Raw genomic sequence first — 25,360 nt, 5'->3', positions numbered from 1 at the left:
GCGAGCGTCCGTGTAGAGCGTGTGTACTCACTCATCAGGAAGGTCGACGGCGATATCGGGAGACAGTGCGAGGAGGAAGTCGCGCGCGTCGAAGATCTCACCCGCGGAGGCGACCCCGGCCGTCCTGGTCCGTCCGGTGAGGACGCGGTCCACCGCCTCGACCACCAGCGGCGCGGTGACCGCGTAGATGTCCCGCCCCCGCGCCACGGCGCGCCGCTCGGCGGCACCCGACCGCACGACGACGTCGACCAGGAAGGTCTGCTCGCCCGGCTCCGGCGTGCCGGAGCCGGTCACGTCCCCGGCGGCCTCGACCGTCATGTAGTTCCGCACCTCGCGGACGTCCAGGTGGCTGGGAACGGTGACGGCGTCGGCCATCGTGAACTCCCCGACCACCGCCCGGGACCCCATCGGCTCGGGGAACGGCCACTCCTGGACGGGCGGGTCGTCATGCCGGTACTCCAGCCGGCCGTTCGCGTGCCGGACGCGCGCCCCGCCCCGCCGCCGCCGGGAGACCGTGCCGGACGCGCGCGTCCCGGCGGTGGGGTGCCAGCTGTCCAGCCCGTAGGCGATGTGCGCCTCGTCCGCCGCCGTCCAGTCGCCCATCGCGGCGGTCACGAGGAGGTCGCCGAGCCCGCCGAAGAACGCCATCGCGGGGACGACCACACCGTTCACCGAGCGCGCGAACGTGTCGAGGTTGGCCTCGATCTCGGCCGCCACGTCCAGATACGGGATCCCCGCCCGCAGCGCCGCCTCGATCACGGGCCCGGCCGTCACCGCGAACGGACCGGCGCAGTTGATCACCGCCGCCGCACCGTCCAGAGCGCGGTCGAGCGAGGCCGGGTCGTCGACCGAGGCCGGACGGCTCTCCGGCGACCCGAACGCCGCGAGCCTGCCGGCGTCGCGCCCGGACGGAACCGGGACGAACCCGCGCTCCCGCAGCCGCTCCACCACGAAACGCCCGGTGTGCCCGTAGGCGCCGTACACCACCACGAGTGATCCCACGTGTTCTCCCAAGAACGATCTCCCGGGAGATCCTCACAGGCTCCGGGGCGCCCGACGAGTGTCCGGAACGCCATGATCCGTACAATTCCGGACGTGAACACAGTCGCGCTGGCCGTCACCGACGGAATGCTGCACTTCGAGCTGTCCCTGGCGTGCGAGGTCTTCGGCGACACCCCCTGGTACGACCTCGCCGTCTGCGGCCCGGACGCCGTCCGCGCCGGCCGCTTCCTGGTGCGCCCGGATCACCCCCTCGATCACCTCCCGCGCGCCCACACCGTGATCGTCCCCGGCTGGGCGGATATCGACGTGGACCCGCCCGCCGACCTGGTCGACGCCGTGCGCGCGGCCCACGACGCCGGCGCGCGAGTGGCCTCCCTCTGCACGGGCGCTTTCGTCCTGGCCGCCGCCGGGCTCCTCGACGGCAGGCGCGCGACCACCCACTGGGCGCACACGCGGGCGCTGGCCGCCCGCCATCCCCGGGTGCGGGTGGACCCGGACGTCCTGTTCGTCGACAACGGCAGCGTGTTGACCTCCGCGGGCAAGGCGGCGGCCATGGACCTGTGCCTGCACCTGGTCCGCCTCGACCAGGGCTCCTCGGCCGCCAACACCATCGCCCGGCGGCTGGTCGTGCCACCGCACCGTGACGGCGGCCAGGCCCAGTTCGTCACCACCCCGGTGCCCGCCCCGGGAAACCATCCGCTCGCCGACCTGCTGCCCTGGGCGCTCGCACGGCTGGACCGTCCGCTGAGCGTGGCGGACATGGCCCGCCAGGCCCGGATGAGCTCGCGCAACCTGGGCCGTCACTTCCGGTCGGTGACCGGCACGACCCCGCTCCAGTGGCTGCTGACGCAGCGGATCCGCCGCGCCCAGGAGCTGCTGGAGACCACCGACGAGACCATCGAGACGATCGCGGTGACGACCGGCATGGGCACCGCCACGACGCTCCGCCGCCACTTCAACCGCACGGTCGGGGTTCCCCCGGACGCCTACCGCCGCACCTTCCGCCAGGTCAGCGAGGCGTGAGCTGGAGGGTGGTGGCCCGCGGCCCTCCGCGCGTCATCGGCTCGGCCCACGGCGTGGAGCCGTACTTGGCCATGTACGCGGCGTCGACCCGGTCGTTGACGTCCGGATCGGTCTCGTCGGTGAACGTGACGTCCCTGGTCAGCCCCCCGGCCTCGATCCGGCCGCGATGGGTGCCCTCCGCGGCGCGGTACCAGCGCCCCTCGGGACCGTTCACCGACCGCACGAACAGATCGTCCCCGCTGCGGACGATCCAGATCGTCGTCGGGCCGCGCCTGCCGCCGTCGCCCTCCTCGGGCGCGATCCGGATCTCCTCGGCGTCGCCGATGCGGTCCAGATCGTCGTTGCTCCAAGTCGTCATGCTGCGGTGATTCCCCACGACCACCACAATCCGTACGGGTTGGTGGTGATTTGGGAATATGAAGAGGCGCACCAGAGCCACACGCCCGGCGAGAGGACATCGGCCTCACCGCCGCCCGGCGAACCGAGCGAGCAGCATCCGCCGAGCCGCCGTGAGCGCGTCCTCATGAGCCTCGAAGACGTACCGGCGCAACAGTTCGTGCGCCCGTGGCTTCGTCGGCCTCGCGACGTCCGGCGAGGACCAATCCATAAGCCGCGGTCAGCGCGGCGTCCACCCGCACGTACCGGTACCAGAGCGGGGCCAGTACGAACCCCATCTCGAAGTCCACCGACACCGCGCACCAGCCGCCCCACCCAACAACCGCCACCCGGGGCCGACGACCTCTACGTCGGCCCGGCCGATTACATGCCCGAAGGAGGCTGGACCCTGGAGAACGGCCGTGCCCGCGAACTGTGCGGACGGACCGCCTACTCCCTGGAGCCCACCGCCGACCGAACCGTGGAGCCCCCGGCCCGGGGCCGGTGCCCCTGGTGCCGTGCCCCACTGTGGACCGTTCTCGACATCGACACCGGCGACCGGCGCGTCGCGGAAGCCCTCGCCCATACCGGCTGGTCCGGCCGACTCAGAATCGTCACCTGCCAGGGCTGCTATGCCTACACGACCCTCTACTCCACGGTGAGCCCCGACGGCGTATCCGGCCTCTCCGACCACTCCAGCGCCCCGGTCCGCATCCTCGACGACCAGAGCCCACCCGCCACCCTTCGCAAAGCGCCGGGAGAATTCCTCACGTCCGCCCGCGGCCCCGACATGACGACTCCGTCCATCGGCGGCCACCCCGAATGGATCGACGACGCGGAGTACCCCACCTGCCCTATCTGCGCTCGCACCATGGACTACATCGGCCTGGAACAAGCACAGGACCCGGAAGGCACCCCCATCGCCGAAGGCACCACCTACCTGTTCCTCGATGCCACCTGCGGCCTCGCCGCCACGATCTACCAACAGACCTGACGTCAGGGTCGGCGACCCTCAGAGGAGCCCGAATCACGTACGGGCGTCCCCAGAGGTTTCGTGAAAGTGCCGGACGCGGCGCGCCATCCGCGATGCCGGCGCCCGCCGACGTTGAACAAAACATCGTCCACGGAGGACACCCGGTCCAGCCGCAGGACGTACTGCACGGTCTCGACCAGGACCGAGCACCCCGCCCCGAGCGCCAGGATCTGCGGCACCGACGCCAAGACCGGGCAACCGCAGCGGGACGAGGAATGCGCCGCGAACACCAGCAGGCTCCCGACGATCTGAACCGTCGCCGTCACCGGCCCGCTCGCGAGAATCGTGAGCAGATCCCGTAGGGATACCAGGTTCACCCGAGCGGGAACAGCGTCGACGTCCCGGCAACATGAAAACGTGGAGCGGGCGACGGGAATCGAACCCGCGTAGCCAGTTTGGAAGCGGCGAAATCACCTCCCCCCAAGATCGCCGCCAACCCATTAAACTGCAGGTCAGAGGCTGTTTCGCATGCCATCATGTCCTCGTCGATGTCGCTCGGATTTCCATGATCCAGTGACAAATGAGTGACAGATGATCTTGCTCGGGGGCTCATGGGTTTCACACGCAAACGCAAGGGACCGAACGGCACCCGATACCAGGCGCTCTACGACGACGCCCGAGGTGTCCGCCAGACGGCCGGCACGTTCACCACCCGCAAGGAAGCCGACCGAGCCTGGCAACGAGCCGAGACACGCATTGCCGAGGGCAAAGCAGGCGACCCCCGCCGAGCCCGCCAGACCTTCCGCACCTACGTTGAAGAGCGCTGGTTCCCGAACCACCGCATCGAGGCGTCGACCCGCCAGGACTACGCCTACGCCCTCGCCGCCCACGTCATGCCGTACTTCGGCGACATGAAGCTGCAGGACATCACCTCAGAGACCGTCCGCGAGTGGATCACGCACCTCAAGAAGCAGGGCGCCTCGGCCTACAGCATCAAGTACTGCAAGACGGCGATCCTCAACGCCATCTTCACCACCGCCGTCAACGACGGCATCCTCGTTTACCACCCCAGCCGCGGCGTGAAGACCGACCCCGTCCCCGAGAAGCCGCGCCAGATCATCACCGCCGACCAGTTCGCCCGCATCTACGAGGCACTCCCGACCCCGGACGCCAAACTCCTCGTCGAGACCGACATCGAAAGCGGCCTCCGCTGGGGCGAACTGACCGAACTCCGCGTCAAGGACCTCGACTTCGCCACCGGCATCCTCACCGTCAGCCGCGCGGTCGTCCAACTCGTCCCCAAGTACCACCCCGAAGGCCGCCGCTTCCTGGTCAACGACTACCCCAAGGGCAAGCGCTACCGCCGCCTCAAGCTCAGCCCCCAGATCGTCGCCAAGCTCAAGGCCCACACAGAAGCGCACCACCTAACCCCAGACGACCTCTTCTTCAGCCGCCGCCCCAAGCCACCCAAGCTCGAACTCGCCGACTCCGTCACCTTCGAAGCCTTTAACGGCCGCACCTACACCCACGGGACGATCACGGCCTACAACCTCGGCAAGTGCAAGTGCGACCACTGCCGAGCCGCCTACGCCGCCTACCGCGCCAAGCGCCGAGCCCAAGGCAAGGACAACCCCCGCAACCCCCGCCCCGACGATGACGACCCGCACATCCCCGCCTCCTGGTTCCGCAACCACTGCTGGCACCCGGCCCGGAAAGCAGCCGACCTCGGATGGTCACCCCGCATCCACGACCTCCGCCACGCCCACGCGTCCTGGCTCCTCGCTGGCGGCGCAGACCTCCAGGTCGTCAAAGAGCGCCTCGGCCACCGCAAGATCTCCACAACCGAGCGCTACCTCCACACCCTCCCCACCGCCGACGAAACCGCTCTCGAAGCCCTCGCCAAGATCCGCACGACTCAGGGGAGCCAGGACGCACTCTCAGACCTCGAAGCACAACTCGCCGAAGCCCAAGCGAAGATCAGCCAACTCCAGGCCGTCCTCGCCGATCAGCTGGTCGCCCAGCACGCCGAAACAAGACCGAACCTGCGCTCCGTGTAGCGCTGGAGATCCCGGACACAGAGGAGACGATCACCGATGGTGCCCACTTCCTCGGATGACCAAGAAGGATCGGGTGGTGGGACCCTGCGGGCCCATCTGGAGTCCCGCCGCACGGAGATGTGTCAGGCCATGCTCAACAAGCTCTGCAAACTCGACGGGTCGACAACCTCCAGCGTCTCCTTCCTGACCGACATCCCAGCCGAGGACGTCGAACGACTCGGCGGCATCAGCGAGGACACCTGGTCAACGCAACCGACGCGGCCGACGCGATGACGGCAAGCGCCATCAGTCGGAAGCAGGCCCCCACCTGGTCCGCCGCTTGATCAGGGTGATCCGTAGCCTGGCGCGCGGATCTTCGCACCATGGTCACGAACATGCCGCCGTAGGGGCCCGGGCGCCCACATGCGAGATCTCATTCCGTCACCGAGGGCAGCTGACTCCTACCATTGGTATGATTTGAGTTGTGGATGCCGAGCAGACTCCCGTCAAGCAGCCTCTTCGTGGCGCGAAGCGCGGCAAGGCCGCGAAGGTTCACAAGCCTGCGGGCGGTCCCGGTGCGACCGAGAAGTTGTCGGCCACCATCCGCCGGGGCCGCAAGGCTGAGATCCGTGAACAGGCCCGCAAGCTGGGCCTGTCCGATTCTGCCTACGTTGATGAGGCGATCGCGGCCAAGCTCCAGCTCGACGCCCTCGCCGAGTTCGTTGACGAGCTGGAAGAGCGGCACGGACCCTTCAGTGAGGACGAGATCCAGGCCGCCCTCGCCGCTTGGCCGTCTGCGCAAGATCAGTGAGCGCCGTGCGAGGCCGTCGGGCTGCGAAGCTCGGCGGGGTTCTGGTGCTCGACAACGACGCCATCAACAAGGCCGCCACGGACCGCAACGTGGCGATCTTCTTCGCGGCTGCGCTGCGCAAGCAGGCACGCTTAATCACCTCCAGCGCCGTGCTGACGGAGATCCTGCGCGGCTCCGACCGGGACACGAAACTGAACCATGTCCTGTCCAGTACCAGGACCGTCGTTGAGCCTGTCACCGAGGACCTTGCGCGCGCCGCCGGGAAGCTGATCGGTGACGCGGGGTTCGACTCGACGGAGGTTGTTGATGCCTTGGTCGCCGCGACGGCTCACATGTACGCCGACCGCGCGGAGGCGGCAGGGCAACAGCCCGATGTCCTGATCTTGACCGCCGACGCTACCCATCTGCCCGGGTTGGCCGGTGACCGAAAGGGAGTAAGGGTGCAGAACGTGAAGTACATTCCCTCGTCCTGAAACTCTGCCCGTCACGGCCCCACTGGACGCTGGGAGATGGCCGGGTCGGGCGCGGAAACGACCTGAACGGCGGTCGGCAGACCGGACTACCTCGGCCCCAGGGCAGCGGCGGGCGATGACCTGGTGGGGATCATCGCCAGGTGCGAGAACACGGAACAGGTGGTCGACGGACGCTAGCGCGAGCGGCGAATCCACCTCTGCACCCTCCCCACCGCCGACGAAACCGCCCTGGAAGCGCTCAACAAGATCCGCGCCCCCAAAGCTCTCAGGAAGCCACCCCAGACCTCGAAGCCCAACTTGAGGAAGCCCAAGCCAAGATCGCCCAACTCCAGGCCGTCCTCGCCGACCAACTGGTCGCCCGCCATACGGACGAAAGCTCCGCTCCGTGTAGTGGCAATCGAGCACCCTCTGTGGCCAGGACCCGCGTCCAGTCCTTGCATACGGCAACGGCGGCTCCGTGCCACAAGCACGAAGCGACCTTCAAGGTCAAGGTCCAGCGATGGCGCGGAGCCGCTCATAGCATCGGGGAGGCGTGCCGAATGTACTCTGACTAAGGACGCGTCCCCACTCGACCGGAGGCACCAGGAGCCATGCCAGCGATGACTCTCCCATTGCCCTCCGGCGACACCTGGACTCGGGCAGACTACGAGGCGCTACCCGAAGACCTCCCAGTACGTGTGAGCCTCATCCACGGAGAACTTGTCGTGAGTCCACGGCCCCGCCCGATCCATCAGCGCATCGCGCGGCGTCTGGCGACCCGTCTCGAAGACGCGGCCCCTGACTCCTGGCAGGTCGACACCGACGTGGACGTGCTCTTGGACGACGACGAGACGGAGCCGGTCGAGATCGCCCCCGACATCGTCGTCTACTCCGCCGAACACGATCCATACGAGCGTCCGATCCACGCGGAGTCGGTCGCCCTCGTCGCCGAGGTAGTGTCACCGTCGACCAAGCGCAAGGACCGGCGGATGCAACCGGCCCTCTACGCAGGAGCCGGCATCCGACACTACTGGCGAGTGGAAACCGACCAGACCGCACCGGCGTTCGCGATCTATACCTACGAGTTGGACGACGCGACCGGCGGATATGTAGCGACCGGCGTCCACCACGACCGCATCACCGCAACGCTGCCGTTCGACCTGGACATCGACCTCAAGGCCGTCCACGAACGCTGACATCAACCGAACCGACACCGTCATACAAATGATCTCCAGGGCGGCTTCCCGGCACCCGACTGCCTGACTCCCGGACCCTGCGGTGCCGACGTTCGCTCTCCCAGAGAACCGGATGACAACTTTCTCTACGTCTTTAAAGGCGCCCGCTTCGCGGTCGCCGGCGGGCGCGCCCGGCTCTGCGAGCCGGGCATGTGGCCTGTTCCGTCCGGTCCCGTCTCGCGCCGCCGTGCGCGCCCGCTTACAGAAGCGGTACGCCCTATCAGCCAAAGGACTATGGCTATCGCCGTAGACCCCGGAGGGCGCTGACGGCCATGCTCACCCAGAAGCGCAGGCAGGCCAGGACGAACACGCCGAAGGCTACGACTCCTCCGCCGAACAGTAGGAGACTCAGGTAGTCCTGCCATCCGATTTCCGCCATGGCACAGCCAAAGTCGCAATTGGGTGGTGGTCTTTCCTGCAACTTCCCGATAAGTAGCCCCGTCAGCACACACAAGAGGCTGATCGCCAGCGGCCACCTGGCGACTCTCCAGAAAGGGCTCGTCTCCCGTCCGCGCCATGCCATACGGCCATGATTCTCAGAGCTGCTCCATCGCACATCAGCCTGAGGTCTGATCCGTGGATACACCACCCGTGACCTAGCGGGTTGAGCATGCGCTTACCAAGGGGCCTCGCGGCCCCCTGTACCCCCGCGCGCCGGAGGATACTTCCGCGCGAAACCGTCCCTCTCGGTCTGGGCGCCGTTCGCGTGGGAGCACCCTGCGGACCGGTGTAGGTGGCGGAGACTGGGACCGCGATCGTCGATAGTGTGGCCGACATGGCGATCGCTCGCATGCCCCTCATCGTTATCGACTGCCCCGATCCTGGTGCACTCGCCAGGTTCTACGGCGCGATGCTGGATTGGAAGATCGACGTCTCCGCTGATCGGGCAGCGGCTTGCGCCGAGTCCGGTCAGTGCATCTCCTTCCACAAGGTGGCCGGCTACACGCCACCAGCGTGGCCGACACAGGAGCGGCCCCAGCAGATGCACCTCGATGTGATCGTTGACGACCTCGATGCTGCTGAGGCGGCAGTGATCGACCTCGGTGCGACCAAACACCCGGAGCAGCCCGGCACGTCTTACCGGGTCTTCCTGGACCCGGCAGGTCACCCCTTCTGTCTTTGCCTGAACTGATCCCCTACACCACCACAAGGGACGTGACGGCGCGGCGCGGAGGCGACCAAGCTGCAGGCCAGCCGGTTCGCGGTTGTGCAACCCGCGTGCAATACAGGCAGGTGATCAAGGGCAAGAGCGGTCACTTGAGGGCAGGTCTACGAGCAGGTCAGGCTCCGTGACAGGCGTGATCGGTTTGCTTCCCAAGCTGACAGCGCCGTAAGGGCTCTCTGGTCGGACGGCAACCGCAGTCGGCTTGGGAACCAGGTTGGCCCGCAGGGCTTATAGTTAGTAGCCCGCCCGTTGGGCTATGGGGCAGGAAGCCGGTTCGATGCTGGCCGAGACTGTCTCGCCCGGATCTCTGGCCTTGATCTCACTCGCAGTCCTTGGCAACTGGCTCGTGGACAGGATTAAGAGCAAGCAGAGTGAAGAGGGAGGTGCCGCGATGAAGGATCGTGCTGACCTTCTCCAGGTGGTCGTGAGAAGTCTGCGGAAGGGTTCCTCCTGCCCGCAGCAGAGTGGACGGGCGAACGATGGTGACGGCAACGATGGCCACCAACCACCACCACCAGGCGCATGTCAGGTACCGTCCGACCTCGGCAGACGTTGCAGATGCGGGGGGATCGCTACCTCCGGAAAAGCGGAAGGTCAGCCGCTTCTAAGGTTCTCGGGTTCGAGGATGGCGCAGGCGCCTGACAGTTCGCCCGAGTCGATGAGGTCGCGTACCGCCTCCACGATGGCCGGGATGCCGGGGCGGTGGATGATGATGAGGTCTGTGCACCAGAAGTAGGAGCCGCTGAGGCATTCACCGGTGCTCTGCCAACGCTGCATAACGGCGGTGATGGCGTCCGGGGTCATGAAGGTTCCGTAGTACCGGCTGCCGTCCGGAAGGATGATCGTCGCGTCCGCCTCCTGCTGGGTCAGTGGGTCGTGTCCCTCCCATTGAGGAATCAGCAGTTCGAACGTCGGCTCGACGACGTGGTAGAAGGGGCCATCGACTTGCTCCATTGCTCGTTTCCTCCCGTAGCGGCGTGTGCCGCGATGCTCTAACAGCGGCCCTGGACGATCCTGGATTACGACGGACAGAGTCGATGCGTGACTGCAGGCCAGGCGCCGAGCGTTGATGGGGCTGGACAGTGCTGATCTTGCTATAGATCAGCTGGCCAGCTCGTCACCAGCCGAGTTCCAGACTCGTGTTCGTCGGCCAGAAGTCGACTGGTGGATCACCACGGAGTCGGCGAGATGGATGACTTCGGGGAGGTATTCTCCGTTGTTGTCGATCTCGATCACGAAGTGCTCGCCCGCAGGGATCACGTGTTCCATGCCGGTTGGTTCGAAGATCATCCTGAGGGGTTGCTTCTGCCAGGCCGAAATTTTGAGCCGGAACAGGCCGCCAGGCTCTTGATCGTGAATTTCGTCATCCCTTCATAAGCAGCGGACCTCCGGGTTGTTCAGCGCGACGCCGCGGCATGCCCCGGGAAGCGTCGACGGTCAGCGAGGCGTGCCGCCGCCAAGCTGTCAGAGCCGGATGATCGCTGGACGAGCGTCCAGCCGTCCATAAGCCAGAATGCGCCGCAGACCTCGTCGAAGCTGCTCAACGGACTCGTTGTCCACGGCAAGACCGGCCTCGATATCCGTTTCGTCCAGCTTCAGAGCTTCCAGGTCATGCTCGGCTACCACCACGCGGAGCACACCATCTTGAAGAGTTGCCTCGGAGACGCCGCCGTAGGCCGTTCCCTGGTCGGGGGTGACCAGGCAATAGCTGTCCATCCCCAGCGCGGTATCCTGCTCGTCCGGCTCGTACAGCCCGCACATGAAGGTCAGGGACAGGCCGCTACCGTCCTCATGTTCAGCAACACCGGCCAACAGTGTCTCTTCGTCGGGCAGTTCTTCCACTCCAACGACCTGAGCTGTGAATTTAATCGTCACCCACCAGAGCCTAGCCACCGTCGTGGGCGTCCTGTCAGGGCGCGTCCGATGAGGTGCGGCATGTCCTGAGAGGCAAGTATCTGGGCCTTTCTCTCGTCCGAGGTAGAGGGCTGAGGTCTGGTTGCTGCCGCCCCTGCTTCCGTTCCGCGGGCCGTGGACGGCCTCGCGGTACGAGTCAGGGTTGCCCTCGAATGGGTCGGTGCAGGAGCAGCGTTCATGCCGGATGCGCTACCAGCAGTCGGGGAACATCCGGTGCTTGAGGAGTTTGTCCACCTGTTCGGCCGCCGCCTTGGCGTCTCCGCAGGGGAACAGGTAGCCATGCCGTCCCCGCGCGGCTTCGTGGTAGGCCCACGTCCGGTGGGGAGTCGCCAGCACGTTGACCACGAGCCCGACGTCATCGGCGGCGCCGCTCGCGTAGATCCACAGCAGTGGAACGGGGATCGGGAACTCCTGAGGCCGGTACAGACGGACGAGGCGCCACCCCCGAGGTTCGAGGGCGACGGCGAGGAGGTTCAGGTACCGCACCGCGATTTCGTGGCCCCGTCGGGTGCGCCATCGAAGGACGCACTTCTCCGCACGGTTCACTACAGGGCGCAGGTCGCCCATACGATCTTCCCGCCTTCCGTGATCGGGCGCGTGCCCCAGGCCCGCACCATCTCCGACATCAGCAGCAACCCACGTCCCGAGGTCAGATCCGCGCTCTCCGGCTGGACGACCGGGAGGCCCGGTCCCTGGTCCCACACTTCGATCACGGCCAGGCCCTCACGCGCGTCCGGGAAGACGCGCACGATGATCGTTCCGGCGCCGTGAAGCAGGGCATTGGTCACCAGCTCGCAGACCACGACCCGCGCCACGAAGTCGGACTCGGCGCCCCAGATGCGGAACTGCTCGGCGAGGAAGGCCCGCGCCAGGCTCGGCGCGCGGTCGGTCGGTTCGAGGATGAGAGTCGGGATCTCGGGCGCTGACACGGGCATCGCTACGACCTCTCGAACGGGAAGGTTGGTGATTAGTGATCCTGAGGGCACGGAGTGTGATGGGGATCCGGTACCACCGACGCGACTTGAGGCCGGTCCTGTTACGAATACGGAGCGGCGCGAACGCGGCGCGTAGCCTAGATTCATGGATCAGACAGAACAGAGCCCCCACCGGCGTTCTGGTCCACACCTGCTGTTGCGGCAGCTCTCGCGAGCTGCGACTTCCCCACGCTCTTGGACGAGGTCCGCCGTGTTCGCGGCTGGACGCAGGCGGACTTGGCAACGGCGGTGGGTTACTCCCAAAGCTGGGTATCGAAGGTGCTCCGGCGCACGCAGCCGCTCACACTCGACCAGGTCAGGGAGATAGCGCGCCGACTCGGAATCCCGCTTCACCTACTCCGATTCGGCGACGGAGGAGGTGACGACCCCACGGACCGCCGAGCATTCGGCAAGGCGATCGCCCTTGCCATGCTTCCCATCCCCACACGCGCCGAGACCGATGAGACCACGGCGCCGACCCTGACCGCGATCACAGGCAGTCAGCGGCGCCTGGACGCGACGACGCCCGCCCGTGAACTCGCTCGCGGAGTCATCGCGCACGTGGAGATGGCCGATCAGCGATACAGCCGGACGGGACGTTCCCCGTTCGCCACCGACATCGCCGCCGCAGTCAGCGAGGCCGCCGGGTTCGCCGCATGGCTGCACGCGGACATGCACGACATCGGCACCGCCCGGACGTACTACCGCATGGCCGTCGATCGAGCTCGCCGCGCAGGCCACGACCTGCTCAGCGCCTACATGCTCGGCAGCCTCGCCGCGTTCGAGATCGACGCCGACAACCCGATCTCGGTCTCGCGCTCGTCGCCGAGGCACGCAAGCAGACCGGCCCGCGTGCGCACTCCACCCCCCGCGCGTGGCTCTCGTCCATCGAGGCTCTCGCCCACGCAAGCATGCAACGGGAGGAGAGCAGCACCGAAGCGCTGTTGGCAGCGGAGAAGGCCATCGGCAAGAACGGCATGTCCGCGCCGCCGTGGCCGTGGGTGTTCCCGTTCGATGACGCCAAGCTCGCCGGGTACCGGGCTCTGGTCGCCGTACGGCTCAACCAGCCGAGTCCCGCTCTGGCCGCGTTCGCCGAGTCCCTCACCAGCGCGCAGCCGGCGCCCAAGCAGCGAGCCGCCGTCATGCTCGAAGTGGCCACCGCCGTCCGGCAGGGCGGAGAACTCGACCAGGACGCCAGCCGGGTGGACGAGGCGTTCCGGCTCGGCTGTGACGCGCTCAAGATCGGCACGACGTACTCATCCGAACGAGTCGTCCAGCGAGCCCGCAGGTTCCGGCGCGACTACCGAGGTCCGCAGACCGACAAGGTCCGCGAGTTCGACCGGCATCTACGCGCCACTCTCATCTAAGGACCAGCCTTGCCACGCATCGCGATATCCGGCCACCGGGGCATGCCCACCGATACCGAGCGTCTCGTTGACGAGGCCATCCGGGAATTGCTCGTCCCACTGGGGGACGGCACGATCGGGCTGTCCTGTCTGGCGGACGGGGCAGATCAGATCTTCGCCCGCGCTGTCCTGGACCACGGCGGAGCCATCGAAGTCATCATCCCCGCCCAGCAGTACCGGGAAGGACTCCCCGAGGAGGCGCACCCGGAGTACGACCGCGTCATGTCGGTCGCCCGCGAGGTTCACCGGCTCGACTTCATCGAGTCCGATTCCGAGGCCCACATGGCCGCAAGCGCACACATGCTCGACCTCGCCGACGAGCTATGGGCGGTGTGGGACGGGCAGCCCGCACGCGGCTACGGCGGTACGGCCGATGTCGTCGCCTACGCCCGTGAATGCGACATCCCCGTCCGGGTGATCTGGCCGGACGGGGCACGGCGCGACTGAACTACGGCCCTGGCGGCGGAGCCGGTGGTCGAGGAGGTTGCTGATCGGCTGTTCGCCTTGATGTCGGTGCTGTAGAGGCGTACGACTTCGATCATGGGAGTCGATCAAGCCAAGCAGGAAGCTCGCGACCACGTCTGGGATCTCCTGGAACGAGAGCAGGCCGTCCGGCGGCGTGGTGTGCACGGCCACATCCCTGACTTCGTCGGGTCGGAAGTTGCAGCGGATCGATTGGCCGAGCTGCCTGCATGGGCGGTGGCTGAGGTCCTGAAGTCCAACCCCGATCGAGCGCAGCTACCTGCCCGGATTCGTGCTCTGGAGCAGGGCAAGCTCGTCTACATGGCGGTACCTCGGCTTGCGGAGGAGTTGCCCTTCTACGAGCTCGACCCCGCTGACTTGGCTGTTTCCGCGTCGAAGGCGGCCACTGGGACTGTCGCCAAGGACATCGCGCCGAGGGTTGGTCTGGAGCAGATGCGGCCGATCGACATGGTGCTGTGTGGGACTGTGGCCGTTGATCGGGAGGGGAGGCGCCTCGGCAAGGGGGCGGGGTACTCCGACATCGAGTTCGCGCTGGCCCAGGAGGCCGGGCTCATCAGTGCGGACACGGTCATCGTCACGACGGTCCATCAGCTCCAGGTTGTGGACGACGAACTGCCCGAGGACGAGCACGACTTCCGCGTGGACTACATCGTCACGCCTGAGGAGACCATCGCCTGCCCCGGAGGCCGTCGCCCGGAGGGGCTGATCTGGGAGAAACTCACATCGGCGAAGATCGCGGCGATTCCAGTGCTTTCTGCTCGTGCTGGAAATTAAGGGCGGGACGTGATGGGTGCACAGATTGGCAGGTGCTGATAGGTGACGGCTGTCCTTGTTCCTCCGGGCGATGTAGGTCGCTGTGCTGGCGTTCTTCGATGAGGAAAAGACGGGGTGCAAGATAGCCGGTAGAGCGCTACCTATTGTGGATAACTTCCGCTGGCGGGACCACAATGTTCGGCGTGGACCGGGCGCGGTCCGGGTTGGCGAGGCTGGTGGAGGTGCGGTACGTCAGCGAGCGGGGGAACGGGCAGGTCGGAGCCGTTGCAGCGGCGTCCACGGCTTGATGGCGGGAAGCGTCGAGCCAAGGAACTGAGAATTCGTGTCAGTGACGAGGAGTATCAGGAAATTCGCGAAGCGGCCGCCGATGTTGGGATGGCGTGCAGTGCTTTCGTGGTCAAGACTGTTCGGACGGCGATTTGGGAGAGACGTCCGCTTGACGGAGCGCTCGTTGCCCTCCACGGGGAGTTGAGGAACGCCAGCCGACAGGTGAACGCGGTTGGCGTCAATCTTAACCAGCTGGCGCGATACGCCAATACGAATGGGGACATCCTCCCGGACTCGTTGCCTTGGTTGGCCGAGTACGCCTTCCGGGTGGTGCGTCGGGCTGAAGCCGTCATCGTCCGGCTCGGCAGGCAGCTTCCTTGATCGCGAAGGTTACGCGGGGCACCGATGTCGCCAACCTGCTTCGGTACTTGTATGGGCCTGGTCGGCGGAACGAGCACGTGGCCCCGCACATTGTTGGTGGATACCGGCATCCGGCTGCTCTGGAAGCGGGTCGGCGGCCCGATGGTCGGCACGACCTGCGCGCGTTGACCGATGTGCTCAGGTCTCCGCTGGAGACGCTGCGTCGTAGTCCGCCGGGGAAACCGGTCTGGCAGTGCTCGCTGCGGACTGCACCTGCTGACCGGGTGCTGTCGGACGACGAGTGGGCGGAAGCCGCTGAGGAGTTGATGCATCAGACCGGGATCGCACCACGGCGTGATCCGGATGCGTGCAGGTGGATCGCCGTCCGGCACGCCGATGACCACGTCCATGTTGTGGCCATGCTCGCCCGTGAAGACGGTCGAAGGCCGGACGTCACGCGGGACTGCCTCAAGGCTCGGAAGGCGTGTCGGGTGTTGGAGGAGCGATGGGGACTCCACCGGACGGCGCCGGCGGATCGGACGGCGGCGCCGAGGCCGACGAGGCCGGAGATCGAGCGTGCACGGCGGGCCGGTGGGAGGGAGCCGACGCGTTGCGCGTTGCGGCGTCAGGTGGCGGCCGTTGCGGCTTCAGCGGGTGGCGAGGAGGCGTTCTTTGCCGGGCTGCGTGAGCGTGGACTTCTGGTGAGGCTGCGCTTCAGCGTCCGGACGCCGGGGGAGATCACCGGGTTCGCGGTCGCGGATCCGAGCTACACGAACGCCGCGAAGGCTCCGATCTACTTCTCCGGGGGCAAGCTCGCTGCCGACCTCACGTTGCCGAAGCTGCGACATCGGTGGGGCGCCGCGAGCGCGGACGTGCCGTCTGCTCGCAGGGCGGCGCGGATGCGGCGGTCCGTCGTCGGCTTCGACGAACGGAAACAGGCTTACCGGGAGGCCGCCCGAGCGGCGGCGACGGCTGCCCGGCACATGCGCCAGACCAGTGACCCGCGCGTGCGTGCCGACATCGCCGCGGCGGCGTCCGACGTTCTGCACGTAGCGGCGGACATCACGGGGAACCGCGAACTTGCCGAAATCGCGGACGTCTACGGGCGCGCGGCGCGAGAACCGTTCGGGCGTCCGACGATGGCCACCCGGCCCGGCAACGGCCTGAGGGTTGCTGCACGGCTCGTCGCCGCCGTCAACATCGGTACAGGCGATCAGCGCGACCGGCGGCGAGACCTCACGGTGGAGCTGTTGTTCCTGGTCGCCAATCTGCTCGACGTCGTGGATGAGCTTGCTGCTCACCGCGAAGCGCAGGGACGAACGGCCCAGGCCCAGGCGGCGAGGAGGGCGGGCGATCGGCTTCGGGTTGTGGGGCGGGGTGCCTCGGCGGCGCAGGTGCGTCCGACGCCGCCCAACGTCGCCGAGGTGCAGGCTGCCGGACGCCTTGCAGCCGAGTCCTTCCCGGTGCCGCTGGCTGACGGGCTGCGGCATATCGCGGCGAGGCCGTCGCGCCCCATCCCTCAGCAGTCCCAGACGCGTCGTGGTCCCAAGCTGTGACCACGCGTAGGTAGACGCGCCGCTACGTGCGGGGTGATGGAGTAAAGATCACTGTGCAGGCACAATGACAGAGCGTAAGGAAGGTAAATGAGTGTCAAGCGACTGCGCCTGGCGCTCCGGAAGAGAGGACGAGCGATGACTGCACCTAACCCTGCCGGAGACGCAGAAAGACGAAGCCGCAAGGAGCGTGCACATGACCCATGACGGCAACCGCCGGGAATCTCTCGTCCCGGACGACGCCGCGACCGAGCAGGCCGCCGACGACCTGTGCGAGGCCGCCAGGATCCTCAACCATGTCACCGCGGAGTCGGCGGGCCTGGCCGGGCCGGCGACCGTCTACGGGGTGATGGGGGCCATCGCCACCGTCGCCTCCAGATTCGACCAGACTCTTCAGCAACTCGACCAGTTCCTCTCCCGCGAGCATCGAGAGCACCGGCTCGCTCACGATCACGGCGCCCTGGAGGAGGTGATGGACGCCTACGGTCGTGCGACTCTCCACGCCCGTCATCTCACCTCTGGGCTTAGTGAAGCAGCTCGGCAAGCCCAGGAATCGATCAACTACGTGCACGGGATCACGCCGTCGGAGGACGCCGGGCCGCCCGTATCGCGTGAGGTGGCGCCGGAGCCGGGCGCCGCACCGGGGGTGACGCGTCGGTGTCGGGGCGCGCGTCTGAAGCGGTTCCACGGGCGTGGGAAGGGGGCCTGAGCACATGGAGCCGATGAGCCGCGAGGAACTCCTCGCCCTGCCGACCACGACGAACGTCGAAACGGCGGCACGGGCGCTGGGGCTCGGACGCACGCGCGCCTACGAACTGGCGCGTCTGGGGGAGTTCCCCTGCAAGGTGATCCGCATCGGGGTCAGCTACCGCGTGGTGACGGCTGATCTGCGGCGCCTTCTCGGTATCGAGGTGGGCTGACAAGCCGTCCGCTGACTGAAGGTCCGGTTCCCGTGGGGAGCCGGACCTTCGGTGTGGAGGGCGTGTGCTCCCTGGCCGTGTCGATCTTTGCCGGGAGGCGGTCGGGTGTGATCACGGAGGGTTGGAGATGAACCAAGATGCCGCTCTGGCGTGCTCGATCCCAGTGACAAATGGGTGACAAATGATCTTGGAGACCTTGATCGCGACCCTTCGAAGGGCCTCTGACCTGGGGGAACATGGAGCGGGCGACGGGAATCGAACCCGCGTAGCCAGTTTGGAAGACTGGGGCTCTACCATTGAGCTACGCCCGCGTGGCGTCGGGAGGGCCTGGGTGGTCCTCGTGCGCCATCCGTAGCGTACAGGGTTTCGGGACGGTCGTGGTCGCCGGGCGGCGGGCGGGGGCGATCGGCACTAGACTTCCGGCAGCACCGTGCCTCGCGCGTCGGTGTGCGGGCTGTAGCGCAGCTTGGTAGCGCACTGGCTTTGGGTGCCAGGGGTCGTGGGTTCGAATCCCGCCAGCCCGACCGTTGTGATGTCTCAGGACATTGGAAACCCTCCGAACCTACGGTTCGGAGGGTTTCTTGCGTTGGGGTTGGTAGTCGCGGGTGGTGTCGATGGTGAGCTCGCGGAGGAGTTCGCCGGTGGTGGCGTTGATGACGCGGACGTGCAGGTCGTTGATGAGCATGATGACGTGGGTTCGGGCGTGGGGTCGTCCGATGCCGATGTGGTGGAGGCGGCCGCCCGTGCGGAGGGTGACCACGCCGGTGTCGTCGATGCGGTCGTGGCGGACGCGGGTGTGGGCGTCGTGGTCGCGGCTGGTGGCGGGTAGGTCCTTGGGCAGGGTGGTGTAGATCGCTGCGGGTGTGGCCCGGTGCGGCAGGGACCGGTGCGGGCGCCGGTGATTGTAGATCTCGGTGAAGCGGTCGATCAGTGTCTGCAGGCCGGTGATGCCGGTGGGCCGGCCGGGCCGGGCGCGCAGCCGGTTCTTCATGGTCTGCTGGAAGCGTTCGACCTTGCCGCAGGTGGTGGGGTGGCCGGGGCGCGAGTTCTTCTGCCTGATGTGCAGGCGGCGCAGTTCGGCTTCGAGGGCGTTGCGGCCGCCGCGGCCGCCGGCCGGGCGGGTGGTGAACACCATGCCGTTGTCGGTGAGTGTGGAGGCGGGACGCCGTGGGCGGCGACGGCCCGCCGGAAGGTGTCGCGGACGATCGGGCCGGTGACGCGGGGCCATGCGGTGACGTGCAGGGCGTAGCGGCAGTCGTCCAGCCAGGTCAGGATCTCGGTGTCGGTGCCGTCGGCGAGGCGGTAGTGGGTGAAGTCGGCCTGCCAGGTCTGGTTGGGCAGCTCGGCCTGGAACCGGATGCAGGACGAGCGGGGCCGCTTCCCGGGCTGCGGGGTGGCCAGGCCGCGGGTGGTCAGGTGCCGGGCGATGGTGGCCCGCGACACGGTGATGTGGTGATGGTGGGCCAGGTGCCAGGCGATGGTGTCGGGCCCGGCGTCCAGGCCCTGCTCGGACAGTTCCTTGCGCAACCGGACGATCAGCTCGACCGTCTCGGGGGCCGTCGCGGACGGTGAGGTCTTCGGGCGGCGGGATCGGGGCTCGAACGCGGCCTCGCCTTCGGCCCGGTAGCGGGCCACGAGCTTGGACACCCATCCCTTGGAGACCCCGTAGGCCCGGGCGACCTCGGCCTGGGACCGGCCCTCGATGACGACCGCTGTGATCACGAGTCTGGCTTTGGACACCGCCGGACTCTCCGGCACCTCTCAGGTCCGCCCTCGAGGGTTCCCATGTCTTGAGGCATGCGTTTCCTATGTCCTGAGCGAAGACACCGCCAGCCCGACCGTCGGTAGTCGCACGCGCTCGTGGGCATATCCCCCGGACGAACGTCCGGAGGGGGAGACATGAGGGCGGTTCAGTATCGCGAGGTGGGCGGCTCGCCGGAGGTCGTGACCGTGCCCGATCCGGAACCGGGCCCTGGGGAGATCCTGCTCCGGGTGTCCGCGGCAGGCGTGTGTCATTCGGACATCGCTGTGATGGGCTGGACGGCCGAGGAGTTGACGTTCGGGTTGCCGTTGACGCTCGGGCATGAGGGGGCCGGGACGGTCGAGGCGATCGGCGACGGGGTGCGCGGCGTGTCGATCGGGGAGTCGGTGGCGGTGTACGGCCCGTGGGGGTGCGGCGCGTGCATCATGTGCTCGCAGGGCAAGGAGAACTACTGCGTGCGGGCAGACGAACTGGGGATCATGCCACCGGGGCTTGGGGCACCGGGGGCGATCGCCGAATATCTGCTGGTCGATGATGCAAGGCACCTCGTGCCGCTAGGGGATCTGGATCCGGTGGCGAACGTGTCGCTCACGGACGCGGGGCTCACGCCGTACCACGCGATCAAGGGGGCGCTCCCGAAGCTGGTGCCGGGGAGTGCGGCGGTCGTGATCGGGACGGGCGGGCTGGGGCACGTGGCGATCCAGCTGCTGCGGGCGCTGACGCCCGCACGGGTGATCGCGCTCGACGTGTCGGCGGAGAAGCTCGAGCTGGCGCGGGAGGTGGGGGCGCACGAGGTGGTGCTGTCGGACGAGCGGGCCGCCGACCGGGTGCGCGCGATGACGGGCGGGGTGCAGGCGGTGTTCGACTTCGTGGGGGTGCCGCCGACGGTGGCGACCGCCACGTCGGTGGCGGCCGCCGAGGCCGAGGTGGTCATCGTGGGGATCGGCGGTGGTGTCGCGCAGGTCGGGTTCGGTGTGATCGCCTTCGACGCCTCGGTCCGTGCGCCCTACTGGGGGACGCGGAGTGAACTGATCGAGGTGCTGGAGTTGGCGAGGGCCGGGGTCGTCGACGTGCGCGTCGAGACGTACTCGCTGGACGAGGCGCCGAAGGCGTACGAGCGTCTGCACGCCGGGAAGGTGAACGGGCGGGCCGTCATCCTGCCGGGCGGCTGAGCAGCGCGCGGGCGTCGGCGGTCGCGAGCGCGACCGCGCGGGGCAGGCGGTCGGCGTGCCGGCCGCCCGCGTGCGCGATGGGGCCCTTGCCGCCCGCGCCGCCGCCGACCTCGCGGGCCGCGCGGGTGAGGAGGTCGCGGGCGGTGCCGAGCGCGGGGTTCAGCGCCGCGACGAGCGTCGCCTTGTTCCCGTGGCGGGTGCCGAGGACGACGGCGTCGGTGCGGGGCAGCAGCCTGGTGGCGACGGCGCGCAGGTCCGGGATGTCGACGATGCGGGTGACGAGGCGTCCGCCCGGATGGTGTTCGGGGGTGGACGCCAGGTCCGTGACGAGGTCGTCGAGCTTTTCGCGGCGGAGGCTCTTGAGCTCCCGCTGGGTTTCGAGGAGGACTTCGATGCGTCGCGACAGCTGGTCGGGCGGTGCGTCGAGGAGGTCCGCGAGTTCGGTCAGGACGCGGTGCTCGTGGTCGTGGTGGCGGAGCGCGTCGGCGCCGGTGAGCGCCTCGATGCGGCGCAGGCCGGTGCCGATCGACGATTCGCCGACGATGCGGACGGGACCCGCCTGGGAGCCGTGACCGACGTGGGTGCCGCCGCAGAGTTCCCGGGACGCGTCGCCGATGTCCACGATGCGGACGTCCCGCCCGTACTTCTCGCCGAACAGCGCGAGCGCGCCGGCCGCTTCCGCCTCGGCGCGGGACGCCTCCCAGACGTGGACCTCCGGGTCGTCGAGGAGGTACTCGTTGACGAGCGTCTGGACGTGCGTCACCTCGACGGGTGAGAAGTGCGCGAAGTCGAACCGGAGCCTGCCGGGTTCGACGCGGGACCCGCGCTGCTGCGCGTGGTCGCCGAGGACGCGGCGCAGCATCGCGTGCAGGACGTGCGTCGCGCTGTGCGCGCGGGCGGTCGCCGTGCGCCGTTCGGCGTCCACGATCGCGTGCGCGGGGGTGTCCGGGTGGGGTTCGCCGTCCACGACGCGGACGGTGTGCACGTGCAGACCGTCGATGCCGGGGCGGGTGTCGAGGACCTGGAGGGTGGCGGTGGGGGTGCGGATCTCGCCGGTGTCGCCCACCTGGCCGCCGCCCTCGGCGTAGAACGGGCTGCGGTCGAGGATCACCTCGGACGGGCCGGGCACCGCGAGGATCCGGGACTCGGTCTCGGTGGTGTCGTGGCCGACGAACTCGGTGGGGCCGTGTTCGGCGAGCAGGCGCCGGTAGAGGTCGCGGCGCGCGACCGCGGTCCGCTTGCCGTCCCGGCCGGCGTCGCGCGCGCGGCGGCGGCGTTCCTCGACCAGTCCGGCGAACGCGTCCTCGTCGACGGTGAGGCCCGCCGAGCGCGCGGCGTCGAGGGTGAGGTCGATGGGGAATCCGTAGGAATCCTGCAGTTTGAACGCGGTCTCGCCGGAGATCGTGCCGTTCGCCCGGGACATCGCGGTGTCGAGGAAGCGGGTGCCCTGCCGGAGCGTCTGCTCGAAGCCCTCTTCCTCGGACGTGACGACGTGCCGGATGAGGTCGGCGTGCGTCGCGAGCTCCGGCCACGCGCCGCCGAGGTTGCCGACGACGTCGGCCGTGAGCCGGGGGAGTACGTCGTCGATGCCGAGCCGGCGGGCGTGCAGGATCGCGCGGCGCATCAGCCGGCGCAGCACGTGCCCGCGCCCGTCGGGCGACGGCAGGACGCCGTCGGCGATGAGGAACGCGATCGAGCGCGAGTGCTCGGCGACGATGTGGGACGACACCCGGTCTTCGTGCCGTCCGAGCCGCTGGACGAGCCGTAGCGTGGGGCTCAGGAGGTCGGTCTCGCACACGCCGTCCACGCCTTGGAGGATGGTGGCGAGGCGGTCGAGCCCGAGCCCGGTGTCGATGTTCTTCGCGGGGAGTTCGCCCAGGATCGGATAGCCCTCCTTGCCTGGGCCGTCCCCACGGAGGTTCTGCATGAAGACCAGGTTCCACAGCTCCTGGTAACGCTCACCGTTCACGGCGGGGCCGCCTTCGGGCCCGTACCGCGGTCCGCGGTCGTAGTGCAGTTCCGATGACGGGCCGCAGGGGCCCGGTATGCCCATCGACCAGTAGTTGTCCTTCATGCCGAGCCGCTGGATGCGATCGGAGGGAACGCCGATGCGTCGCCAGAGCCGCACGGTCTCGTCGTCGTCCAGGTAGACCGTGACCCAGAGCCTCTCGGCTTCGAGGTTGAAATGCTCTGTGAGCAGCTCCCACGACCAGGAGATCGCCTCCTGCTTGAAGTAGTCGCCGAAGGAGAAGTTGCCGAGCATCTCGAAGAACGTGGTGTGCCGCGCGGTGCGGCCGACGTTCTCGATGTCGGACGTGCGCACGCACTTCTGCACGGACGTCGCCCGGGGATGATCGGGTGTCGTCTCGCCGAGGAAGTACGGCTTGAACTGGTTCATGCCCGCGTTCGCCAGCAGCAGCGTGGGGTCGGACGGGACGAGGGGGCTGGACGGGACGGCGCGGTGACCGCGCTCGCGGAAGAAGTCCAGGAAGGTCGTGCGGATGTCAGAAGAGCGCATGGGACGGCCTCACGAGGTCGATGGGATGACGGCGCACACCGCCGAGCCGGGCCGGGCACGACTGCCCGTTCCCCTGCTCGGCGCGGCTAGCTCGCCGCCCCACCTCGTGAAAGGCCATCGGTCTTCCTGACTCGCGGACGTTCGTTCCACCGTAGCCCGCGGAGTCCCGGCCGGCACTTCATTAACGGGTCGCCCGGCGTCGCGCGGGAGTTCTAGCGTGGTGCGCGTGTACGACTACGTGGGTCCGGCCGAGCTGCTCGACCGGGTCGTTCCCGGCACGGTCGGCGAGCCCGTCGAAGAGGTGGCGCGCACGGAGCGCGAGCCGTTCACCTACGTCGTCGATCTGGACGGCGTCCTGCGGGTCGCGCCGCGGCGCAGCGAGCACGTCGCGTGCGCCGGGGGCCGTCCCGTCCTGGCGGCGGGCGAGATCGCGTTCGGGGACGGCCGGATCGCGGAGGTGACGAACCAGTCGACCGGGTACTGCCCCGGCCCGGAGTCGTGGCCGGCCGTCGCCGCGGCCCTCGACCGCGCGGGCCTGGACCGTCCGGACGGGTTCACGGACGTGTTCGTCTTCCGCCACTGCCCGTCCTGCGCGGAGCTCAACGTGGTGAAGGACGAGCATTACGTGTGCGTCTTCTGCGACGCCGACCTGCCGCGGCTCAGTCCGCGAGGAGGCGGGGGAGCGCGTCGAGGGCGGTGATGCGGGCGACGTCCGGGCCGTCGGGCGCGGGGGCGCCGGTGCGGTCGAGCCAGACGCCGGTCAGGCCGGCCGCGGCGGCGCCGCGCGCGTCGGTGTCCAGGCGGTCGCCGACGTAGGCGACGGCGCCCGGTTCCAGGGCGAGGCCGGCGCAGGCGGCGTGGAAGATCTCCGCGGCCGGTTTCGCGTGGCCGATCTCGCTGGATGCGGTGAGGTGCGGCAGCCGCTCCGCGAGCCCGAGCCCTTCCAGTTTCGAGCGCTGCTGGCGGACGTCCCCGTTGGTGATCACGCCGAGCGGCAGCCCGCGCGCCGCGAGCGCCGCCAGGGCCGGCGCGACGTCCGGGTACGGGCGCCACGCCGCCTCGTAGAGGGCCGTGTAGCCGTCGAACCACGCGTCCGCGCGGGCGGCGTCCCAGGTGCCGAGGCCCAGCTCCCGGGCCAGCGCCCGGATGCGGGCCCGGCGCTGCCCGGTGAAGTCCAGCTCCCCGGCCAGGTACCGCTCGACGGCGGCCTCGCCCAGGTCCGTCCAGCGCGGGACGAGCCATGCCGCGTCGGCGTCCGGGAAGGCCCGGACGATCGCGTCCCCGGCGGCGCCGTCGTGGTCGAGCAGCGTCCCGTCGAGGTCGAACAGCACCGCGGCGATCACGCGGTGCGGAGGAAGTCGAGGACGGCCGCGGTCAGCTCGGCGGGGGCGTCCTCCTGGACCAGGTGCCCGGCACCGGCGATCACGCGCAGGCGGGCTCCCGGGACGGCCGCGGCCAGCTCGCGGCCCCGGTCGAGCGGGATCCACGTGTCGTCGGCTCCCCAGCACACCAGGACGGGCAGCGCCAGCTCGCCGTACCGGTCCTGGATCTCGTCGGTGTACCGCTGGTCGGCCTGGGCGATCTGGCGGTAGAACGCGGCCTGTCCGGCCTCGTCCAGCCAGGGTTCGGCGAGCGCGTCGAGCGTCGCCGGATGCAGGCCCGGGCTGCTCGCGGACGTCACGTACTCCCGGACGAGCGCGCGGTGCAGGGGCGGGGGAAGCTGCTCGAACACCGGGGCGTTGGCTCCGACCAGGCGGAAGAACGGCGACCCCCACGGCGCCAGCGCCACCGGGTCGACGAGCGTGAGCGCCCGGTAGCGCGCACCGTGCAGCAGGTGGGCGCGCAGGGCCACGGCACCGCCGAAGTCGTGCGCGACGACGAGCGGCTCCTCCAGTTCCCAGTGGTCCAGCAGATCGCGAAAGATCTTGCCTTGCGCGGCGAGCGACACGTCCTGGCCGTCGCGCTTCTCCGATGCCCCGTACCCCGGCATGTCCCAGACGTATACGCGGTAGGCGCCGGCCAAAGCGCGCGCGACACCGCGCCACACGAAGGAGGAGAAAGGTGTCCCGTGCAGGAGGACGACGGGTCGCGCACCCTCGTCCCCGAACATCTCCCACCGCACTTCGCCGGAGTCGCTCGCGTAGCCGCGCCCCAGTTTCCAGCCGTCCACATGTCCCCCGTTCGA

The 25,360-nt window shown here is 68.6% G+C and carries 31 protein-coding genes, 2 tRNA genes and 1 pseudogene; 19 read left to right on the top strand and 15 right to left on the bottom strand.

Annotation, left to right across the window (positions count from 1 at the left end):
* Positions 1 to 27: 27 nt before the first annotated feature.
* A complete protein-coding gene (locus F7P10_RS08185; RefSeq protein ID WP_151008797.1) occupies positions 28 to 1,002 on the bottom strand; it encodes a saccharopine dehydrogenase NADP-binding domain-containing protein in 975 nt (324 codons plus the stop codon).
* A gap of 93 nt (positions 1,003 to 1,095) precedes the next feature.
* Between F7P10_RS08185 and F7P10_RS08180 the strand changes: the two genes are divergently transcribed.
* Positions 1,096 to 2,025, top strand: a complete 930-nt coding sequence (locus tag F7P10_RS08180; RefSeq protein ID WP_151008796.1) for a helix-turn-helix domain-containing protein — start codon at positions 1,096 to 1,098, stop codon at positions 2,023 to 2,025.
* Here F7P10_RS08180 and F7P10_RS08175 read toward each other — a convergent pair.
* Positions 2,012 to 2,383 (bottom strand): DUF2255 family protein, encoded by a 372-nt coding sequence (locus tag F7P10_RS08175; protein WP_151008795.1) that lies wholly within the window; start codon positions 2,381 to 2,383, stop codon positions 2,012 to 2,014. The two genes, F7P10_RS08180 and F7P10_RS08175, sit on opposite strands and share 14 nt — an antisense overlap.
* Before the next feature lie 405 nt (positions 2,384 to 2,788).
* On the opposite strand from F7P10_RS08175, the gene F7P10_RS08170 reads away from it, so the two are divergent.
* On the top strand, positions 2,789 to 3,394 hold the full coding sequence (locus F7P10_RS08170) for a hypothetical protein (protein ID WP_151008794.1): 606 nt from the start codon (positions 2,789 to 2,791) through the stop codon (positions 3,392 to 3,394).
* 2 nt (positions 3,395 to 3,396) lie between these two features.
* Here F7P10_RS08170 and F7P10_RS43190 read toward each other — a convergent pair whose 3' ends face one another.
* A complete protein-coding gene (locus F7P10_RS43190) occupies positions 3,397 to 3,699 on the bottom strand; it encodes a VanZ family protein (protein WP_218040414.1) in 303 nt (100 codons plus the stop codon).
* Positions 3,700 to 3,984: 285 nt separating this feature from the next.
* On the opposite strand from F7P10_RS43190, the gene F7P10_RS08160 reads away from it, so the two are divergent.
* The 6 genes from F7P10_RS08160 (at position 3,985) to F7P10_RS08140 (ending at position 9,039) form a co-directional block, all read left to right on the top strand.
* Entirely contained in the window at positions 3,985 to 5,430 is a 1,446-nt protein-coding gene (locus F7P10_RS08160) for a tyrosine-type recombinase/integrase (RefSeq protein ID WP_151008792.1), read from the top strand.
* A 129-nt stretch (positions 5,431 to 5,559) separates the two neighbouring features.
* Complete coding sequence (locus tag F7P10_RS42095) at positions 5,560 to 5,703, top strand: hypothetical protein (RefSeq protein ID WP_176611354.1); 144 nt, start codon at positions 5,560 to 5,562, stop codon at positions 5,701 to 5,703.
* A 190-nt stretch (positions 5,704 to 5,893) separates the two neighbouring features.
* Positions 5,894 to 6,220: a hypothetical protein gene (locus F7P10_RS08155; RefSeq protein ID WP_151008791.1), complete on the top strand. Its 327-nt coding sequence runs from the start codon at positions 5,894 to 5,896 to the stop codon at positions 6,218 to 6,220.
* A gap of 44 nt (positions 6,221 to 6,264) precedes the next feature.
* Positions 6,265 to 6,693: a PIN domain-containing protein gene (locus tag F7P10_RS08150; protein WP_176611353.1), complete on the top strand. Its 429-nt coding sequence runs from the start codon at positions 6,265 to 6,267 to the stop codon at positions 6,691 to 6,693.
* A gap of 590 nt (positions 6,694 to 7,283) precedes the next feature.
* Complete coding sequence (locus tag F7P10_RS08145) at positions 7,284 to 7,868, top strand: Uma2 family endonuclease (protein WP_151008789.1); 585 nt, start codon at positions 7,284 to 7,286, stop codon at positions 7,866 to 7,868.
* Positions 7,869 to 8,682: 814 nt separating this feature from the next.
* Entirely contained in the window at positions 8,683 to 9,039 is a 357-nt protein-coding gene (locus F7P10_RS08140; RefSeq protein WP_151008788.1) for a VOC family protein, read from the top strand.
* A 352-nt stretch (positions 9,040 to 9,391) separates the two neighbouring features.
* Here the strand turns inward: F7P10_RS08140 and F7P10_RS08135 are convergent, their stop codons facing one another.
* From F7P10_RS08135 to F7P10_RS08110, 6 genes are all read right to left on the bottom strand, one after another.
* A complete protein-coding gene (locus F7P10_RS08135) occupies positions 9,392 to 9,574 on the bottom strand; it encodes a hypothetical protein (RefSeq protein ID WP_151008787.1) in 183 nt (60 codons plus the stop codon).
* Between the two features lie 92 nt (positions 9,575 to 9,666).
* The gene (locus F7P10_RS08130; protein ID WP_151008786.1) at positions 9,667 to 10,026 is read right to left on the bottom strand and encodes a hypothetical protein; all 360 of its coding nucleotides are present in this window, start codon (positions 10,024 to 10,026) and stop codon (positions 9,667 to 9,669) included.
* Positions 10,027 to 10,173: 147 nt separating this feature from the next.
* On the bottom strand, positions 10,174 to 10,362 hold the full coding sequence (locus F7P10_RS08125; RefSeq protein WP_151008785.1) for a hypothetical protein: 189 nt from the start codon (positions 10,360 to 10,362) through the stop codon (positions 10,174 to 10,176).
* Between the two features lie 174 nt (positions 10,363 to 10,536).
* Positions 10,537 to 10,947, bottom strand: coding sequence for an Imm10 family immunity protein (locus F7P10_RS08120; protein ID WP_151008784.1), 411 nt, complete (start codon positions 10,945 to 10,947; stop codon positions 10,537 to 10,539).
* 228 nt (positions 10,948 to 11,175) lie between these two features.
* Complete coding sequence (locus F7P10_RS08115) at positions 11,176 to 11,472, bottom strand: hypothetical protein (protein WP_151008783.1); 297 nt, start codon at positions 11,470 to 11,472, stop codon at positions 11,176 to 11,178.
* A gap of 59 nt (positions 11,473 to 11,531) precedes the next feature.
* Positions 11,532 to 11,921, bottom strand: a complete 390-nt coding sequence (locus F7P10_RS08110; protein WP_176611352.1) for an ATP-binding protein — start codon at positions 11,919 to 11,921, stop codon at positions 11,532 to 11,534.
* A 288-nt stretch (positions 11,922 to 12,209) separates the two neighbouring features.
* Here F7P10_RS08110 and F7P10_RS45365 point away from each other — a divergent pair.
* From F7P10_RS45365 to F7P10_RS08075, 8 genes and pseudogenes are all read left to right on the top strand, one after another.
* Positions 12,210 to 12,260, top strand: a pseudogene (locus tag F7P10_RS45365) (hypothetical protein); the annotation flags it as partial.
* 644 nt (positions 12,261 to 12,904) lie between these two features.
* Entirely contained in the window at positions 12,905 to 13,327 is a 423-nt protein-coding gene (locus tag F7P10_RS45360; protein WP_368077463.1) for a hypothetical protein, read from the top strand.
* Positions 13,328 to 13,336: 9 nt separating this feature from the next.
* Positions 13,337 to 13,813, top strand: coding sequence for a hypothetical protein (locus tag F7P10_RS08100; RefSeq protein WP_151008781.1), 477 nt, complete (start codon positions 13,337 to 13,339; stop codon positions 13,811 to 13,813).
* Between the two features lie 93 nt (positions 13,814 to 13,906).
* Positions 13,907 to 14,623, top strand: a complete 717-nt coding sequence (locus tag F7P10_RS08095) for a 5-formyltetrahydrofolate cyclo-ligase (protein ID WP_151008780.1) — start codon at positions 13,907 to 13,909, stop codon at positions 14,621 to 14,623.
* Between the two features lie 375 nt (positions 14,624 to 14,998).
* Positions 14,999 to 15,271 carry a plasmid mobilization relaxosome protein MobC gene (gene mobC, locus F7P10_RS45355; protein ID WP_368077484.1) on the top strand — a complete coding sequence of 91 codons (273 nt, stop codon included), beginning with the start codon at positions 14,999 to 15,001 and terminating at the stop codon, positions 15,269 to 15,271.
* Positions 15,272 to 15,435: 164 nt separating this feature from the next.
* Positions 15,436 to 16,806 carry a relaxase gene (locus tag F7P10_RS08085; RefSeq protein ID WP_151008778.1) on the top strand — a complete coding sequence of 457 codons (1,371 nt, stop codon included), beginning with the start codon at positions 15,436 to 15,438 and terminating at the stop codon, positions 16,804 to 16,806.
* 193 nt (positions 16,807 to 16,999) lie between these two features.
* On the top strand, positions 17,000 to 17,512 hold the full coding sequence (locus tag F7P10_RS08080) for a hypothetical protein (protein WP_151008777.1): 513 nt from the start codon (positions 17,000 to 17,002) through the stop codon (positions 17,510 to 17,512).
* A gap of 4 nt (positions 17,513 to 17,516) precedes the next feature.
* Positions 17,517 to 17,723, top strand: a complete 207-nt coding sequence (locus F7P10_RS08075; RefSeq protein WP_218040413.1) for a helix-turn-helix domain-containing protein — start codon at positions 17,517 to 17,519, stop codon at positions 17,721 to 17,723.
* Between the two features lie 237 nt (positions 17,724 to 17,960).
* On the opposite strand, the gene F7P10_RS08070 is transcribed toward F7P10_RS08075, so the two are convergent.
* Positions 17,961 to 18,034: transfer RNA gene (locus F7P10_RS08070), tRNA-Gly, on the bottom strand.
* Between the two features lie 139 nt (positions 18,035 to 18,173).
* Between F7P10_RS08070 and F7P10_RS08065 the strand changes: the two genes are divergently transcribed.
* Positions 18,174 to 18,247, top strand: a tRNA-Pro gene (locus F7P10_RS08065).
* A 38-nt stretch (positions 18,248 to 18,285) separates the two neighbouring features.
* On the opposite strand, the gene F7P10_RS43185 is transcribed toward F7P10_RS08065, so the two are convergent.
* Together F7P10_RS43185 and F7P10_RS43180 are read right to left on the bottom strand one after the other, a co-directional pair.
* Positions 18,286 to 18,783, bottom strand: coding sequence for an integrase core domain-containing protein (locus F7P10_RS43185; RefSeq protein ID WP_254716740.1), 498 nt, complete (start codon positions 18,781 to 18,783; stop codon positions 18,286 to 18,288).
* Positions 18,711 to 19,463: a helix-turn-helix domain-containing protein gene (locus F7P10_RS43180; RefSeq protein ID WP_218040412.1), complete on the bottom strand. Its 753-nt coding sequence runs from the start codon at positions 19,461 to 19,463 to the stop codon at positions 18,711 to 18,713. Before F7P10_RS43180 ends, F7P10_RS43185 begins: the two co-directional genes overlap by 73 nt.
* Before the next feature lie 159 nt (positions 19,464 to 19,622).
* On the opposite strand from F7P10_RS43180, the gene F7P10_RS08055 reads away from it, so the two are divergent.
* Positions 19,623 to 20,657 carry an NAD(P)-dependent alcohol dehydrogenase gene (locus F7P10_RS08055; protein WP_151008776.1) on the top strand — a complete coding sequence of 345 codons (1,035 nt, stop codon included), beginning with the start codon at positions 19,623 to 19,625 and terminating at the stop codon, positions 20,655 to 20,657.
* Here F7P10_RS08055 and alaS read toward each other — a convergent pair.
* Positions 20,638 to 23,175: an alanine--tRNA ligase gene (alaS, locus tag F7P10_RS08050; protein WP_151008775.1), complete on the bottom strand. Its 2,538-nt coding sequence runs from the start codon at positions 23,173 to 23,175 to the stop codon at positions 20,638 to 20,640. The two genes, F7P10_RS08055 and alaS, sit on opposite strands and share 20 nt — an antisense overlap.
* A 226-nt stretch (positions 23,176 to 23,401) precedes the next feature.
* On the opposite strand from alaS, the gene F7P10_RS08045 reads away from it, so the two are divergent.
* Entirely contained in the window at positions 23,402 to 23,875 is a 474-nt protein-coding gene (locus tag F7P10_RS08045; RefSeq protein ID WP_254716477.1) for a hypothetical protein, read from the top strand.
* On the opposite strand, the gene F7P10_RS08040 is transcribed toward F7P10_RS08045, so the two are convergent.
* The gene (locus F7P10_RS08040) at positions 23,835 to 24,518 is read right to left on the bottom strand and encodes an HAD family hydrolase (protein WP_218040411.1); all 684 of its coding nucleotides are present in this window, start codon (positions 24,516 to 24,518) and stop codon (positions 23,835 to 23,837) included. The genes F7P10_RS08045 and F7P10_RS08040 overlap by 41 nt on opposite strands.
* Positions 24,515 to 25,285 (bottom strand): alpha/beta fold hydrolase, encoded by a 771-nt coding sequence (locus F7P10_RS08035; RefSeq protein WP_151017905.1) that lies wholly within the window; start codon positions 25,283 to 25,285, stop codon positions 24,515 to 24,517. The genes F7P10_RS08040 and F7P10_RS08035 overlap by 4 nt, the downstream gene beginning before the upstream one ends.
* Between the last annotated feature and the right edge of the window lie 75 nt (positions 25,286 to 25,360).

Source organism: Actinomadura sp. WMMB 499, from assembly GCF_008824145.1.
Lineage (GTDB): Bacteria > Actinomycetota > Actinomycetes > Streptosporangiales > Streptosporangiaceae > Spirillospora.
Note: the sequence above shows the minus strand (reverse complement) of the source record. Positions and strands in the feature narration are given on the sequence as shown.